Genomic DNA, 15,822 nt, shown 5'->3' with positions numbered 1-15,822 from the left:
AAATAGCTTTACTGTTGGTACTTCCCTAACCGTGCGTCGGGCCTACGATGTTTAGTAGCGCCGGGTGATCAGCGGGGAATGCGCTCCCGGGCCCCCGGGACGTTTGCGCAGCTCGTCCAGCCGGTCGCGGCAGCTATCGCAGCTAGAGAGGTGTTCGCTGATCTGTCGGTAAGCGCCGCGATCCTCATCCCGCGTCACCCCGTTCCAGTAGTCGAGGAGCTCCTCGTCGTCCGGGTGTCGGAAACTGCCCATGACTTCCCGTCCGATCCGGTAGATGATGGCCGCGGCTACGGCTGCGATGAGGTACGTTCCCATAGGCGGGAAAACGGTTAGCCCCCGGTAATTGTTGGAGGCCCCTTTCATCGCCGCGGAAGCCGGATTGGTAGAAATTCCTTCCCCGAACCCCTCCCTCCACCTTATTTTACGGCCCATGTCGACCGCCACCCGAGAATCCGCAGGCGCCCAGATCAGTCATTTTGCCGACCGCCTGGGCAGTACGCTCGTGCGCCGGCCTTTCTACCACGGGATCGGTTGGTTTGTTTTCTTCTGGATCCTGGTCATCCTGCAGATGCAAACCGGAGAAATCGGGTTGGGACTGGCGATCGTCAACGAACTCATCACCGTGCTGGTCTTCGCCATCGTGGTGTATACGAACCTGCTCTTCCTGTTCCCCACCTACCTTAAGACGGGTAAATACCTGGTGTACACGGCGGCGCTGATCGGTTTGTCGGTGCTCTTCACGCCCCTCGAACTGGTGATCAAATACTTTCTCTTCTCCTACCGGGAGACGATTCAAATCGACTTACTCAACAATATGGGCGCCTACTTCTTCGGAAATTTCCTCATTGGTGGCGTCAGCTCGATCGGTAAGATCATGACCGACTGGATCGCCGAAAACCGCAAAATGCAGCAGGCCGAGAACGAGACCATGCAGTCGGAACTGCGCTTCCTGAAATCGCAGATCAATCCGCACTTTCTGTTCAACACCCTAAACAGCCTTTACGCCCTGACCCTGAAAAAGTCCGATAAGGCTCCCGACATCGTTATCAAGCTCTCCGAGATGATGCGGTACATGCTCTACGAGTGCAACGAACCGATGGTACCCCTGCGCAAGGAGATCAATTATTTACGCAACTACCTCGATCTGGAACGGCTGCGGCAGCGCGAAGGCATCGACATCTCCCTGGAGGTAAAGGGCAACGTGGTCGACCAACAGATCGCGCCCCTGCTGCTAATTCCCTTCCTGGAAAACAGTTTCAAGCACGGCATCAACGCGGCCATCAAGGGCGGATTCGTCCACGCCACCCTCCACGTTGAACCCAAGTCAATCCACTTCGCCCTCGAAAACACCAAGGGCAATGTCCTTCCCCGCCCCCCCGACGCCGCCCGCCCCAGCGGTGGCATCGGCCTGGTCAACGTGCGGCGCAGGCTGGAACTCCTCTATCCCAATTGCCACCAGCTCGAGATCCGGGAATCCCCCAGCACCTATGCCATCCACCTGAACTTACAGCTATAGAAGCCTGCTTGCCCCGGCCGACGGCCCACCCTAGATCCGAAGATCCTTAATTTTATTCCATCCCCTAGCAAATCAACAACTATGATCAACGCCATCATCGTCGACGACGAACCCCTAGCACAAGACATTCTGGAAACCTACCTGGAGAAGATCCCCGAAATCGAACTCATCGCGAAGTGCGACAACGCCTTCGAAGCGAACGAAATCCTGAAAAAGGAAGACGTGGACCTGATGTTTCTCGACATCAATATGCCGCAGCTGACCGGTACGGATTTCCTGCGCAGCCTGTCGGACCCGCCGGTCACCATCTTCACGACCGCCTACCCGAACTACGCCCTGGATGGCTTCGAGCTTAACGCCCTGGACTACCTGGTCAAACCCATCAGTACCGACCGCTTCCTCCAGGCCTGCAACCGGGCCGTCAAGCAAGCCGAGCTGAAGCAAAAAGCCAAGGCCCTACCGGTACAGGATGGCGGCCCCGGCTACTTTTTCGTCAAGGCCGACAAGAAGCTCGTCCGCGTCAACCTCGAGGAGATCGTCTACATCGAAGGCCTCAAGGACTACGTCATCATCCGCCTGCCCAACGACCGGGTCATCACCCTCCAAACCATGAAGAGCCTCGAAGACAAGCTCCCCACCGGCGACTTCCAGCGCATCCACCGCAGCTATATCGTCAACCTCAACCGCATCGAGGCCCTGCAGGGGAATATGGTCGAGGTTATGGAAAAGGGAAAGGTTACTACCCTACCCGTGGGCAAAAGCTACCGGGAGACGTTGGCTGACCGGATTGAGAAGCTGAAGCTGTAGGGTTTAGTCTTTTAGTTCATTAGTCTTTTAGTCGGCCCGCACTTACCGGCGAAGCCGACTAAAAGACTATAAGACTAAAAGACTAAAAGACTAAAGAACTAACGTACTACCCCGGAAGCGAAGCCGGCGACTACTTAACTACCGTACTTCAACCCGGCCTCCAGCCGAATTTCCTCCAAACTCAGGCGCATACATACACTCCACCCGCCCCAGACCATTGCTGAAACTGCCGGCGTAGGTCGTGAAGAGGTCGTACTCGAGGGTGAAGGTGCCCTTCGGCAGGTCGCTGATGAAGAAGTTGGTGGCCAGGTCGCCCGGGGAGAAGTAGTAGCCCAGTCCGTTTTGGTAGGTATAGCTGGAAAGTACTTCCACGGGCTCGAAGGTGGCGGCGCGGCGGTCCTTAACGTGAACGAAGTCCATGTCCCGGTCGCTCGTGACGGTGAGGCGTACAGTAACGCGATCGCCCGGCTGCAGGCTAGCGGCTTCGGTGAGGGGTTCCAGGCGATCGCCGGTACGCAGAAATAACTCCCGTTGCAGGGTCAGGGGGCCGTTGTTGCTTTCCGTTACCTGATCCGCCACCTCGGTGTACTGCCAGTAGATGCCACCCCACACCAAGTCATTGCCGGTATTGCTGAGGCGGACGCGCGCCAGATCGCGGCTGACTTCCGAAGCGGGCAAGCGTAAGGTAAAGGCTCCGGTGGCTGCTTCCGGCTTTTCCTGCAGATCGGCCACCCGCTTGCTCCATTCGCGGGAGGCTTCGGGCCAGCGGACTTTCAACGGTACGGTAGGCTGATCGACGGAGAAGCTACCTTCGGCGTTCAGCAGGGCGTAGACGGCCGCCGCGGTCGCTTTGGTCGTCGGCCAGGCGTTGGTCCGCTTGTTGGTCAACAGCCAGAGCCGCATATCTTCGAGTTCCGCGGGGCGGGGATCGATGGTACGGAACGCCTCCAGGATGCGGGTATGGGTCTCGATGGGCAGATTGTTCCAGCGGAAACCCCGCTCGTACTTCCAGTACATCCCGAACTCGTCGGACCGGATCGCCCGTTCGCGCAGGCTCGTGAGGATCGCCGTGCCCAGGTCCCTGTCCGCCGCCGCGGCGATGAGGGCGATCAGGGCTTGCTCGTACAATCCGTAATCGGTCCAGGTAGCGAAGGCCCGGTCGCGGAAGAAACGGAGTGCTTCGGTATCCGATGCTCCGGTTGAGGCAAACTGGCCCCGGGCATAGAGATAGTGCAGCTGCAGCGGGCTCGGGCGGTAGTTTTCGCGAAGCTGCACGGAATCCTGGGTTCGATCGAAAAGCCGCCCGTAGGCTTCCTGCATTTGTGCGTCGAGGTACGCCATCGCGGCCTCGGCGATCCGGTCTACGGTGGGTTCCTGCTCGGCACCGATGACCCCTAGTGCTCGCATTCGCCCGAAGGTCTCCAGCACGTACTGGGTCATGTAGGGATTGGACGGACCACCCGGGAACCAGCTATAGGAGCCATCGGATTCCTGGCGGGCGGCCAGCTTGGCGAGGGATTCCTTTTGCTCCTTGGCCAATCGCTTTAGTTGGAAGAGATCGGCAATGCGGGCGCGCTGTTCGCTTTCGGATTGGGCTTCCCGGACCCAGGGGGTCTCGGTAATCAGGGCGGCCTTTAGGTCCTGGTTCTGCTCGAGCTCGCTGAGTAGGGCGCTGCTGTCGGCCTGCCACTTCCGGAAGACTTCTTCCAGTACGGGCTTGGTCGATACCGTGACGTACGCCAGCTGGTTGGCGAAGTAGCGGTTGGCGAGCTGCTCGGTGCAGTCGTAGGGATATTCCATCAGGTAGGGCAATGCCTTCAGGGCCAGCCAGGCGGGATTGGTGGTCGCCTCGAAGGTGTAGCCGACGTGCTCGAGGGTCTGGCTGTCGTAGTCGGCCAGCAGGGGCAGCTCGACGGTCTTGTTGTCGCCGCGACGCAGGTAGAAGGGTACCCGGGCGGTGATCAGCGTCCGGTCGCTCAGGACGGGAATGACGTTCTCCTCGCCGTCACTGAAGCGCTCACTGCGGGCGATGATGCGGTACCCGACCGGACCGTCCAGGGCCTTTCCTTCCGGCACGTAGAGAGCAAAGCGGGCGGTAGCGGAACCCTGGGCGGTGAGCTTCACCGATTGACGTATTGGCCGTTCTTCCTGCGCTCCGGCGCCCGAAAATTCGCTCAGCGGAATCACCTTTCCCGTTTGCGGGTCAAAGAGTTCCAGTTCGACGGTGGCGTCCATGGCCGTATCCGTGGTGTTGGAAACGCGGGCGGTGAGCTCGATGCGGTCGCCCTCCCGCAGGAAGCGCGGTACGTTGGGCAGCACCATCAGTTCCTTCTGGGTAATGATTTCCCGCTCGGAGATGACGTAGCGCAGCGCCTTATCGTGGCTGAAGAGGCGGAATTTCCAGGCGGTGAGCGCCTCGGGGCTGGTGAAGCTGATGCGGAGGGCACCATCCTCCCCGGCGGTCAGTTCGGGGAGCCAGAAGGCGGTTTCCTGGAGGTTGGTGCGGATGTTTACCGGCTCACCTCCCTGCGCGTCTTCCGCTTCGGCGGTCGGGGGTGGGGGTGGTGAGGCGGATTGCGGGGCAGCCATACCGGATACGGCCGCCTCGTCCAGCGATTCTGCTTCAAAGCGTTGCACGGCATTCGAGCGCATTTCCACCCCCATTACTTTTCCCCGCAATTGTAACGTCAGGTCGCGTCCGAAGGGCAACTGCAGTTCGGGGAGATCGGGAATGGTGTCGGTCACCGGGTCGACCGGCGTACCGTACGCCCGCCCGTAGGCACTGCCGAAACTCCCTCCTTCCGTCAGCGACGGTCCGCCGTAGAACTGGGGGTAGGGCGAGAAGGCCCAGCCCTGTCCGCTGTAGAGTTGGTCCAGACTGGCGTCGTACATCGTAGCCAAAGCGGCCGCGGCGGCGGGCTCCCCGTCCGGGCTGCGGAGTTCGATGGTCCACTGCTCGGGCTCGCCGGGGCGCAGTCGGTCGCGGAAAGTAGTATAGGTGACTTCCAGCTTCTTGTCGTCCCAGGGCAGTTCGAGCTGCCGGCGCTCGGTGAAGGAACGATTGAAGCGGACAAAGGCGAACTCGAAAGTCAGGCCGCCGCGGTCCGCTTCGGTGGGAGTATACGTGAAGCGGAGACTGCCATCGGAGGCAGTGCGGCCAAACGTAACACCCCGGCGGCTCTGCCACTGACTCAGTACGAGCGGTAGCTCCACGGCGGAAAGAAGGCGGAAGGTCAGTTCTTCCCCTACCCGCACGGAGTCCTCGAGCCGATCCAGTTGGTACAGCATTCCGGCGGGTAAGCTGGCTTCGTCCGCGTCGTACACGCTGAAGGTAGCCGGTTGCCCGGTGGTGCCGTCGGGGTAGCTCCATTCGATGCGGTAGTGGCCGACGGGAAAGGTGGCGGCGAAGCGCAGGAGCTCCTGCTCCCCGACAATCGTGACGTTTTCCTCGAAGACCGCATCTCCGGCAACCGGCCATTCGGTGAGCTCCGGGACCGGAGCGTATGCCAAGTAGGGAAAGTTGCGTTCGAAGGCGCTTCGATTGATAACGGGCCGGTCGGGCATCTGCCAGGGCCGTTCGAGGAGGGCGGCGTTGGGTTTGGTGACGGGCACCACGCGTACGTTGATCTCCACGGCTTCCTCGCCATCGCTTACCAGGTTCAGCGTCAGGCTGTCGCCCCGGTCTACGGTTTCCCGCTCGGGGGTGACCGCCACCGCCGGCCGCTCCCCGCGCAGGGCGATGGAGGTCGTGGCTTCGTGGGTCTCCCCGGTGGGGTCGGTCACGTCAGCCTCGACAACGAAGCGGTAACGGCCGTAACCGGGGGCTCGGAGATTTTCCGGCAGGGTAAAGGGAACCGAAAAGGTGCCGTCTTCGGCGGTTTGGGTGGTGCCGCTGGTGAGCAATTCGCGCTCGTTGCCCCCACCGTTGCCGCGGAAGTAGGAATAAAACCAGCGTACTTCCTCCAGGTAGACGCGGTAGCTGACCTGAGACTCGCTCACCGGCGGACCGGCGTAGGTAAGGGCGGTGCCCGTTACCGTCACCTCCTCACCGGCGGGGGCGCTATCGGGACCGTCGAGGGTGACTTCGAAGCGGGGGCGTTTGTATTCCTCGACCCGGAAGCCCGCGCTGCCGTTGTCGGTCTGTAAGGTGAACTCCCCGGTAAGGCCACCTTCCGGCAGCTCGAAATCCAGGCTGAAGCGCCCGAAGGCATCGGCAGTCGCTTCCTGGCTGCTGACGACCTGGTAGTTGGCGTCGCGAAGGGTCACCGTCACCCGATCGTTGGGGAGGATCGCGGGCATGCCATCGGGATCCTGGCGGTAGCGCAAGCCGTAGAGGTGCACCGTCTGGCCCGGGCGGTAGATCGGGCGGTCGGTGAGCAGCGTGGTGTAGTCGGTACTCCGCCCTTCGCCTTCGTTGCGGCTGTAGGCATACTGGTTCGTTACGAGGCGGTCCTTCGTTCCCGGTCGGGTAAGGATCAGTTGGTAATTGACGTAACGGTCGCCACCGGGCAACTCGAAGGTGCCGTTCCGGTCGGTCCGCCGCGTACCGGCCGCCTGATAATTGCCCCGGCGGTTCTCACGGCGGAGGGTGACTTCCACGTCGGTCAGGGCCGCGCCGGTCGTCCGGTTGGTCACCTGCATGAAGTCGCCGTCCTCCCCGTTGATCTTCATGGCGGCGATATCCGTCACCTGGAAATCGACCGCGCTGAAGGTGACGTTCTCGGCCGCGAGGTCTTCTTCACTGGCCACCACCAGCCGGTAGGCGCCCGCCGGCAGGGGGTCCAGGTCCAGCTCGGTGCGGTGGGCGCTGTAGTCGTCGTTTGCGGACAGCCGCTGACTCCCACGGGCCACGACCTGTAACGAAGCCAGTTCCTCCCGCATCCGGTCGGTGCGGTAGCTGGGCTGTTGGCCGTCCGCCGCATCGATGGCGTAGACGCGGTAATAGACCCGCTCCAGGTTGCGGTAGCCGAGCCCGACCAGCAGGTGTTGGCGAAGTGGGTAAAAGGCGTGGGTTTCGGCGTCGAGGCTACGTTGGGTGATGTTTGCCCGTAGCTGGGCGGCGGCGGCGCGGGCGACGGGATCGTCCTCCCCTACCCGGTCCAGCAACGCCAGCGCACGCACCCGGGGCCGCTCGCCGAGGGCCTCGTTATCGCCGTTGAGCACCCGGGCCATTTCGACCAGGATGCGGTCGCGGGTGGCCACGCCGGTGTAGCTATCGTACATCCGTTCGAGGGCGGTGAGATAGGTAGTGTCGGCGACGCCGAGTTGGCGTACGAATTCCATCCGCTGCAGATCGGCGTGGAGGAGGGCCGGTCCGCCGGCATCTAAATGATAGGCGATCCACTGTTGGTAGACCAGCAGCTTGCGGGGGGTGCCCTTGCGCAGGTCGTAGTTAAGGGTCAGGTCGATGGACGCGAAGGCTTCGGCCGGTACGAGTAGGGATTCCGGATTTACGGGCCGGTCGTCCGTAAGGGAGCCCAACGAACTGCCGAGCACGTTCATGGCCCGGTCGATAATCAGGTCGTAGAGGGTGGGGAGCTCGGCCGTACGCCCTTCTCCACCTTCGATCAGGCCAGGGATTTCTTCCAGCGGGGTGCGGTTGTCGTGGGTGAGCTCGAGGGCTCGATAGATATTTCGCTGGCTGAGGAAGCGCAGTTCGTCCATACCGTAATCGGCCAGCGGCAGGCTGTCCGGTACCGGCGCTTCACCAACGGTGGTCAGCTCGCTGAGCCGGTAACCGTTCTCCTCGGCGTAGCGGTGGTAGTATTCGCCAAGCAGCAGATGGGCCAGGGCGGTATAGGTTTCCAGGTCGGGGTATGCCCGGGTAGCCTGGCGTAGCAGGTCGACGGCGGCTTGTACCCCGTCTTCCTCGAGTTGCCGTACGAACCCGGCCCGGTAGGCCAGCAGCCGGGCCATATGATCCTGCTGGCCCGCATCCCGCGCTTCGGTGAAGCCCGCTTCGGCCGCGGTGAGGGCACTGCGGTACTGGCCGGGCTGGCTCAGCGAATCGATTGTGGCGTAGGCATCCGGAAAATTCTGGGCCATAAGGGTACCCGCAAAAAAAGCGATAAAAACGATGATTAGGTGGCGCATAGAGTAAAGCTTGGTTGGCATAACACCCCATTGATGCCGGTGTTAACCGGACTACACATCGGATTCCTGTTAAGAATCTGTGAAAGGATCCCGGCTCCCGCGCTCCGCCGCCCTACTTAACGATGCGCACCGAAGTACGGGTACCGGCGGAGGTAAGGACCACGGTGTACGTACCCGACGGCCAGGCAGAACTGTCCAGCGGCCGCAGTGGGCCCGGGGCCAGAGTGGTGTTCATCACTTTGCGGCCATCCGCCGTAAACACTTCCGCCCACACGGTCTTACCGTGTAATTCGGGGGGAGCGGTAAGGACCACCCGGTTACCCACCGGATCCGGCGCTACCGTCCACGGGGCCGTGGTGTACCGATTGTCCGTCACGGAAGTGCTCAGGGCCTGACCGGCGGGATGGATGAAAAACTCACTGAAGGACGGCACGGCAATCTCGAGGTACCCGCCGGCTCCGTATGCGCCTACCCCCCGAAACGCCACCGGTTCGCCGCCACCGGGGAAGGTGCCGGAACACGCCGAGGAGGCCATTTTAGTGATTGCCAGTGTATTGGCCGCGGAAATGACGCCGGTGTCGAGTACGCTGCGGATGTCTTCCTCGGTGAGGTGGAGGCGAACGGCCACCGAATCTTCCGGTTGGTTTTCGGGTACGATGGTGATGTTGCGGTTAAGGTATACGGCTCCCGTTTCGTCCACCTCCCGGGCAGGACCGTCGTAGTCGTAAAAACTCACGGTGACCGCCCCCAGGGCCTGGGTGTTCTCGATGCTGGCTACGATTCCCGAGGCAACGCTTACGTCGACGAACTCCCCGGCAGCGCCCGAACCGTCGAAGACAACTGGGGTAGCCTCGGTATATCCCTCCCCCTCCGCGATCCGGCGATCGAGCTCGGTCGCGCAGATGGTAAATTCGGCGTAGGTTCCCTTCCCCGGGGTAAAGATGCGCAGCCAGGTACTGTCTTCCCCCACCCCAAAAAACAGCTCGATTTCCGGATTATCCGAGGTGAGCTGTTCGTTACAGGTATTGGCCCCGACCGGGCCGCCGATTTCCTGCACGACGATCCCGTTGCCGGTGCCACCGGTTTGGCGTACGGTAACGGAGTTGAATCCTCCCGTGAATTTGAATTTGTACCAGACGTTGTCGTCGGCCAAGCCAACGCAGGTATCGGTTGCTACGGAGGCGGTAGCTAGCTGGGTAGAGCCGGTGATCGACTCGCATTCCTCCACTGCTCATTTCCCGTTTTGATCCTACCTTGGTCGGGTAGCAACGTTAAGGCGTCGGGTTCGTCCTGCCCCGTCCGTTACCTGTAGTAAACCATTCCGTTCCGCGCGGGCTTAACTTGTGCGCCCTGTCGACCATTGCCCGAAGCCGCTAATGCGGCGGCGACACTGAAGTACTCCCCTCATGCACCACTTCCTGCTCCGCCGAAGGGCTAGCCTCGACCCCGCCCGTTTTCAGGGGTGGGGGCGCCGGCGTGCCTTTTTCGAAGGCTGGTACTTCAAGGTGGTCATCCCGGCGGAGGAATTCGCCTTCGCCTTCATTCCCGGTATCAGCTACGATGCGGAGGGGCGGGGGCACAGCTTCCTGCAGGTACTTGACGGCACGCGGGCCACTACGGCTTACCACACCTACACGGTGCACGATTTCCGCCCCGCGGCCGATCGCTTTAGCGTGCAGGTGGGGCCGCACCATTTTGCCACCGACCGGCTCTGCATCGACTTGCCCGATCTCCAGCTCGACCTTACCCTCACCGATCTGCATCCCTGGCCGGCCCGCACCCTCGCCCCCGGTGTGATGGGCTGGTATGGTTTCGTGCCCGGCATGCAGTGCTACCACGGACTGGTGAGCCTGCACCACCGGCTAACCGGCACCATCCGGCACGACGGCCGGTCAGTAGATTTGACCACCGGCGTGGGATATACCGAAAAAGACTGGGGAAGCGGGTTCCCCGATGCCTGGATATGGGGCCAGAGCAATCACCTGTCCGGTACCGCTGCGCCGGCCAGCCTGATGTTCAGCGTAGCCAGTATCCCCTGGCTGGGCTCGAGCTTCCGCGGTTTTCTGTGCACCTTCCTCCTCGAGGGGGAGCTGCACACCTTCACGACCTGGACGAAGGCCCGGGAGAAGGTCACCCTAACGGAAGGGGCCCGGAAGGTCACCCTCGAATTCTCCGATCGCCGGCACCACCTGACCATAGTGGGCCACCCCGCTCCGGGGGGTAACCTGGCCAGTCCTATCGGCGGCGCCATGACCGGCAAGATCAACGAAAGCCTGCGGGCGGAACTGGAAGTAAGCCTGTTACGCGACGGCCGGGAGGTCTACCGGGGGCTCGCCGCGTGGGCGGGGCTGGAGGTGAGCGAGAACGCGGCCGCTACCCTGTGTGAATGAAGAATAGTCGCTTCCGGTAATCCGTTACCTTCGGGATAAACGCACCGTCTATGAATCCCCTACTTCCCGTTCGTCGCCTTATGGCAACCGACCTGATCACCGTCGCGCCCACCACCCCGCTGGGAGAAGCGAGCGCCCTCTTCGGCCAGCACCAGATTCACCACTTGCTGGTGGTGGAGGGGGGCCGGCTGGTCGGTCTGCTGAGCACCTCGGATTACCTGCGCTTGCTCGACAAGTCGTCCACCGCTACCACCGTGGCCGACCTAATGTCCAGCAAGCTCGTCAAACTGGAGCCGGACGATACCGTGCGGACCGCCGCTAATCTGTTTCGGATGAACCGCTTTCATGCCTTGCCGGTGATGGGCAAGTCGGGGGAAGCAATTGGAATCGTCACTACCCACGATTTGGTGCGCCTACTGGACGACGAAGAGATCGAACTAAAAGACTATAGAACCAGGTAGCTCCACGTCCGCTAGGTAAAATAAAGCACTTCCGCTTCCGGAAACCTGGCCTCGATTTCCTTTCCGAACCACTCCTTAAGCTCCGTCATCTGCTCTTTGGGGTATACGAATTTGTGGCTCCTGAACTTGTTCCGCTTTTTGCTGCGACGCGCCTCGTCGAAGTCCAGCGGGGTCTTGGGGTACCATTCCAGCAGGATGTCCTTCGAGCCGGGGGTAAAGCGATGGGTGATCAGTTCGAAGGTGAGGTCTACCTCGAAGTCCAGGGCCTCCCGCAGCCGCTGCAGCATGTCGGCGTACCCTTCCCGCCAGTTTTCGAAGGGCATGAGGGGTGCCAGCACGGCCCCTACCCGATACCCCGCTCTCGCGAGGCGCCGCATCGCGTGCAGGCGGGCTTCCAGATCGGCGGTACCGGCCTCGATGCGGCGGGTGACCCACTCGGCGTTGAGGCTGATGCGGCAACGCGTTTGCCCGTTATGCTCCAGATCGAGCAGCGGATCCACGGCATCGTACTTCGTCACCCAGCGTAGCCGCGCTTCGGGCTGCCCCCCGAACCACTCGATGGCCCGGCTGATCGACCCGGTCAGGTGCTCGATGCCCAGGGGATCGGTGTAGCAACTGGCCTCGAAGGTGGTCAACGTCCGGTTGGGATCGATGAAGCTGGCGTTGTTTTCCAGGATGGCGTCCAGGTTGGCGTAGGCCCGGGTGACTGGCGCGCCCGGCAGGCTACCGGCCAGGTAGCAGTACTGGCAGTGAGCGGGGCAGCCCTTCGCCAGGTGAAATTGCCAGTCGGCCGAGGGTGGAATCGGGGTAAGCCGCAGCGCACTAGGCGGGGCATTGACAATGGCGAGGGTATTCTTGGCTTTGCGGTAGGTTTCGGCCGTCGTACTTCCGCCGAGCTTCGGTAGGCGGTTGGCCTTCATCACTTCGTAGCCGATCCCGAGGGCGTCCAGGCGTTCGACGATGCGGCGGCCGTGCTCCTCCCGGTAGGCGTCCGCCGTAACGTAAACGTGCTTCGGCTTCCAGAGGCGGGCGGGTTTTCCGGGCGAGCGGGGCGCGGGTGCAAAGGTGGTTACCGGGGGGGCGGCGGACTGGGAGATACCCTCGGCATTCTCCGGTTCGCGCCCGCTGATGTGGGGTGCTTTACTTAGGGGGCGTGCCATAAGGGGCGTTTCTTTGGCTAACCGGCCCGGCGGGAAAAGTGTTCCCAACAAGGTCTACCCTACCCCGCTCAGTCTACCATCGCCTGGTACACCAGGATGCGAAATTTACGCAACACCTCCGCGTACTGCGGAATGGGATGGACGTTGAAGTAGACCAGCATGATCAGGTCACGGGCCGGGTCGATGGTGTATTCGGAGCAGTACATGCCGCCCCATTTGTAGGCGCCGGGACTAGCCAGGTCACCGTAATGGCTTTGGTCGGTGATGATCATAAACCCGAGTCCGAATTTGTCGCGGCGGTCCCAGACCTCCAGATCGCCAATGTGGTTGCGGGTCATGAAGGCCACCGTCGTCGGGCTGAGGATACGGACGCCGTGCAGTTGTCCGCCGTTGAGCAACATCTGGCAGAAGCGGGCGTAGTCATCGATGGTGCCCACGCTACCGGCACCGGCGGAGAAGTAAGTTTGGGCTCCGGCAACGGGGAAAAGGCGGAAGGTATCGTTGGCGTGTGGCTCCAGCGCTCCGGCGCCCTCCGGCTTCGAATACAGACTGACCAGGCGATCGGCCTTCGCCTGCGGCAGGTAGAAGTAGCTGTCCTGCATACCCAGGGGCCCGAAGACTTCCTGTTGCATATAGTCGTCCAGCGCTTGTCCGGAGAGGATTTCCACCAGCCGGCCGATCACGTCGGTGCTCAGTCCGTACACGAACTCGGTGCCGGGCTGGGCGAGGAGGGGCCGGCGGGCGATCCGGTCGACCACTTCCTCGGTCGTTTCCTCCTCGAGACTGGCAAAGAGGGGTACCGGATAGTGTTGGTCGAGGTCGCCGGGCAGCTCGTACCCCAGGCCGCTGGTGTGGGTCAGCAGGTGGCGAATGGTGATGGGCCGCTCGGCGGGGACGGTCCGCCACTCCCCCGTGGCGCTGTCGCGGCCGTCGATCACCCGCACGTCGGCGAAGGCGGGAATATAGCGGGCGATGGGATCCTCCAGCAGGAACTTCCCCCGTTCGTAGAGCTTCATGAGGCCAACGGTCACCAGCGCCTTGGTCTGGCTGGCGATGCGGTAGATGTCATCCGGACGGGCCGGGCGGCGGGTGTCCAGGTCGGCCAGCCCGATAGTGGAGCGGAGTACGACTTCGCCGCGGTGGGCGACGTAGGCCTGGGCGTTCGGCACGATGCCGCGGTCCACCAGGTCCTGGAGAAAGCTATCTACCCGTGCCAGCCGGTCGGCGTCGAAGTGAAGGGCACCTGGGTCGGACTGGGCCGGGCTAACGAGCGGCAGAAAGAGGCAAAGTAAATAGTAGAAGGGACGCATACAGGTGGCTTATGAAGACCACAAGATACCCGCGGGGAGCGTCGGCTAATTCTTGCGCAAGCGCAGTTTAGCCCGTTCCAGAGTTTCGATCTGCTCCTGGATCTGGCGCTGCTTTTCCTCCTGGGCGACGACGTTCTCGGCGATCTCGGCCTCGAGCTTGGCGATACGTTCCCGGGCGTCTTCGATGTCATCCTCGGCCTTGCGCTTGTCGCGCTGCAGGTCTTCAAGATCATCTTCGAGGTCGGAGAGAAGGTCCTCTTCGGTGTCGACGTCCTCTTGCATGGCGTCGCGGCTGACTACGTCCGCGAAATCCGTGAGCATTTTCTCGGCGGCCACGTAGTCGGTGGGATCCAGATCGGGCCCTACGTACCCTTTCGGGGTGGCGATCCAGACGTAGAGCTGGCTGCCTTCTCCCGCTTCCCGGACAATGCTGTACATATCGAGTTTTTTGCCCTCGTTGATCCCGGGAATGGTGAAGTTGAGCGAGGAGAGCTCCCCGGTACGCACGTTACGGGTACTGCGGGTCTTAACGTCGTAGGTGTCCTTGAGCCAGTCCTCCCAGAGGTCCTCGACGTCGTCTTCGTCGGTCGTCGGCAAGCGCAAAACCAGGGCCGGCTCGGTGCCCTGGCTCATGGTCATGTCCTGCGAGCTCACCTGCCCGGTGAGGGAAACGGGGAGCGTTACGGCGCAAAGAAAAAGGGGGATGAATAAGCGTATAGCGTGCATAGTGTCTGATGTCGGTTTGCCGGATTGAGACGCGGATTCGGGAAAAAGTCACGGGGCCCGGGGCCGGACTGCCCAGCGCAATTGTGGTGTTATGCTGTAACTACTGGTCTTCCATAAGGTTCCTGCCCGTGGCTTGTACCTTTGCACGATGACCGCCCCCGAAATCCTGTCTCACCTAGTCTCCTTTCCCGTGCTGGGTGGGCAAAGCAACCTTTCTATTCTGCACTGGATCGAAGCCTACCTCACCTCCCACGGGGTGGCGTACCAGCTCGTGCCAAACGAAACGGGCGATAAGGCCGCCCTCCACTGCCGGATCGGCCCCGCGGCCGACGGCGGCATCATCCTCAGCGGCCACATGGACGTGGTGCCCACCGAGGGCCAGCCGTGGGAGACGGGCCCTTACGAGCTGGTCCGAAAAGGCGATAAGTACTACGCCCGCGGCAGTTGCGATATGAAGGGGTTCCTGGCTTGCTGCCTGGCCGCCGTACCGATGTTCCAACGCGCCGAACTCAAGTGCCCCGTCTACTTCGCCTTCAGCTACGACGAAGAGATCGGATGCCGGGCGGGGGACATCGTAGCCGAAGCCATCCGCGACCACTACGAAGAAACGCCGGCGGGGGCCATCATCGGCGAGCCGACCATGTTGCAGCCGATGGTGGGCCAGAAGGGGATCATGGTGTACACTACCGTAGTTCACGGCAGCCAGGGCCACAGCAGCCGTATCCGGGAGGAGGTGGACGCCGTACACGAGGCCGCCCGGTTGATCCTATGGCTGGAAGAAAAGATGGAATCGCTGATCGCCGCCGGCCACGTGGACGACCGGTTCCATCCGAACCATACCAGCATTCACGTGGGTAAGATCGCCGGAGGATCGGCCTTCAACATCATCGCCAACGAATGTCGCTTCGACTGGGACTACCGCAATATTCCACTCGACGACGCGGCCGACATTTTCACCGATTTCGAAACCTATTGCCACGAGCGGGAACGCATTTGCCGCAAGATCTTCCCGGATTTCCGGATCGAGCACCTTCCGCTCCACCCGCCCGTGCCTCCGCTGGATACCGCTGAATCGGCCGGCATCGTAGATCTCGTCAAACGCATCAGTGGCAACGATCGAACCGGTACGGTCGCCTACGCCGCCGAGGCCGGGCAGTTTTCTAACGCGGGCTTCGCTAGCGTCCTTTGTGGTCCGGGGGATATCGCGCAGGCACACCGGGCGAATGAGTTCGTCGCGGTTGAGCAGTTGGAGGGGTGTGAGCGGATGTTGGAGGGGTTGGTTAGTCTTTTAGTTCGTTAGTCTTTTAGTCTTTTAGTCGGCTTCGCCGGGTAGTCGGTCGTTGGTCTCGTCGGCAAGGA

11 protein-coding genes are annotated in these 15,822 nt (G+C 61.9%); 5 read left to right on the top strand and 6 right to left on the bottom strand.

The genetic code is table 11. The features are described 5' to 3' along the window. Window positions 1-51: 51 nt before the first annotated feature. Window positions 52-315, bottom strand: a complete 264-nt coding sequence (locus CLV84_RS05825; RefSeq protein ID WP_146088731.1) for an anti-sigma factor — start codon at window positions 313-315, stop codon at window positions 52-54. Window positions 316-430: 115 nt separating this feature from the next. On the opposite strand from CLV84_RS05825, the gene CLV84_RS05820 reads away from it, so the two are divergent. Both CLV84_RS05820 and CLV84_RS05815 read left to right on the top strand, forming a co-directional pair. Next, complete coding sequence (locus CLV84_RS05820) at window positions 431-1,516, top strand: sensor histidine kinase (protein WP_104418785.1); 1,086 nt, start codon at window positions 431-433, stop codon at window positions 1,514-1,516. Window positions 1,517-1,597: 81 nt separating this feature from the next. After that, window positions 1,598-2,323, top strand: coding sequence for a LytR/AlgR family response regulator transcription factor (locus tag CLV84_RS05815; protein WP_104418784.1), 726 nt, complete (start codon window positions 1,598-1,600; stop codon window positions 2,321-2,323). 138 nt (window positions 2,324-2,461) lie between these two features. Here the strand turns inward: CLV84_RS05815 and CLV84_RS05810 are convergent, their stop codons facing one another. Together CLV84_RS05810 and CLV84_RS05805 are read right to left on the bottom strand one after the other, a co-directional pair. Next, complete coding sequence (locus CLV84_RS05810; RefSeq protein WP_170067588.1) at window positions 2,462-8,416, bottom strand: alpha-2-macroglobulin family protein; 5,955 nt, start codon at window positions 8,414-8,416, stop codon at window positions 2,462-2,464. A gap of 112 nt (window positions 8,417-8,528) precedes the next feature. Further along, window positions 8,529-9,569: a T9SS type A sorting domain-containing protein gene (locus tag CLV84_RS05805; RefSeq protein ID WP_146088730.1), complete on the bottom strand. Its 1,041-nt coding sequence runs from the start codon at window positions 9,567-9,569 to the stop codon at window positions 8,529-8,531. Between the two features lie 253 nt (window positions 9,570-9,822). Here CLV84_RS05805 and CLV84_RS05800 point away from each other — a divergent pair, with 253 nt between their 5' ends. After that, entirely contained in the window at window positions 9,823-10,806 is a 984-nt protein-coding gene (locus CLV84_RS05800; RefSeq protein WP_104418781.1) for a tocopherol cyclase family protein, read from the top strand. Between the two features lie 50 nt (window positions 10,807-10,856). After that, a complete protein-coding gene (locus CLV84_RS05795; protein ID WP_104418780.1) occupies window positions 10,857-11,267 on the top strand; it encodes a CBS domain-containing protein in 411 nt (136 codons plus the stop codon). Window positions 11,268-11,278: 11 nt separating this feature from the next. Here CLV84_RS05795 and CLV84_RS05790 read toward each other — a convergent pair whose 3' ends face one another. From CLV84_RS05790 to CLV84_RS05780, 3 genes are all read right to left on the bottom strand, one after another. Beyond that, window positions 11,279-12,427: an SPL family radical SAM protein gene (locus CLV84_RS05790; protein WP_211295177.1), complete on the bottom strand. Its 1,149-nt coding sequence runs from the start codon at window positions 12,425-12,427 to the stop codon at window positions 11,279-11,281. A gap of 68 nt (window positions 12,428-12,495) precedes the next feature. Beyond that, window positions 12,496-13,737 carry a serine hydrolase domain-containing protein gene (locus CLV84_RS05785; RefSeq protein ID WP_104418779.1) on the bottom strand — a complete coding sequence of 414 codons (1,242 nt, stop codon included), beginning with the start codon at window positions 13,735-13,737 and terminating at the stop codon, window positions 12,496-12,498. A 45-nt stretch (window positions 13,738-13,782) separates the two neighbouring features. Then, on the bottom strand, window positions 13,783-14,463 hold the full coding sequence (locus CLV84_RS05780; RefSeq protein WP_104418778.1) for a hypothetical protein: 681 nt from the start codon (window positions 14,461-14,463) through the stop codon (window positions 13,783-13,785). A gap of 148 nt (window positions 14,464-14,611) precedes the next feature. Here CLV84_RS05780 and argE point away from each other — a divergent pair, with 148 nt between their 5' ends. Continuing rightward, a complete protein-coding gene (gene argE, locus CLV84_RS05775) occupies window positions 14,612-15,763 on the top strand; it encodes an acetylornithine deacetylase (RefSeq protein WP_104418777.1) in 1,152 nt (383 codons plus the stop codon). Window positions 15,764-15,822 lie beyond the last annotated feature (59 nt).

This window comes from Neolewinella xylanilytica (genome assembly GCF_002934605.1).
GTDB classification, from domain to species: Bacteria; Bacteroidota; Bacteroidia; order Chitinophagales; family Saprospiraceae; genus Neolewinella; species Neolewinella xylanilytica.
This window is presented reverse-complemented; position numbering and strand designations above follow the sequence as displayed.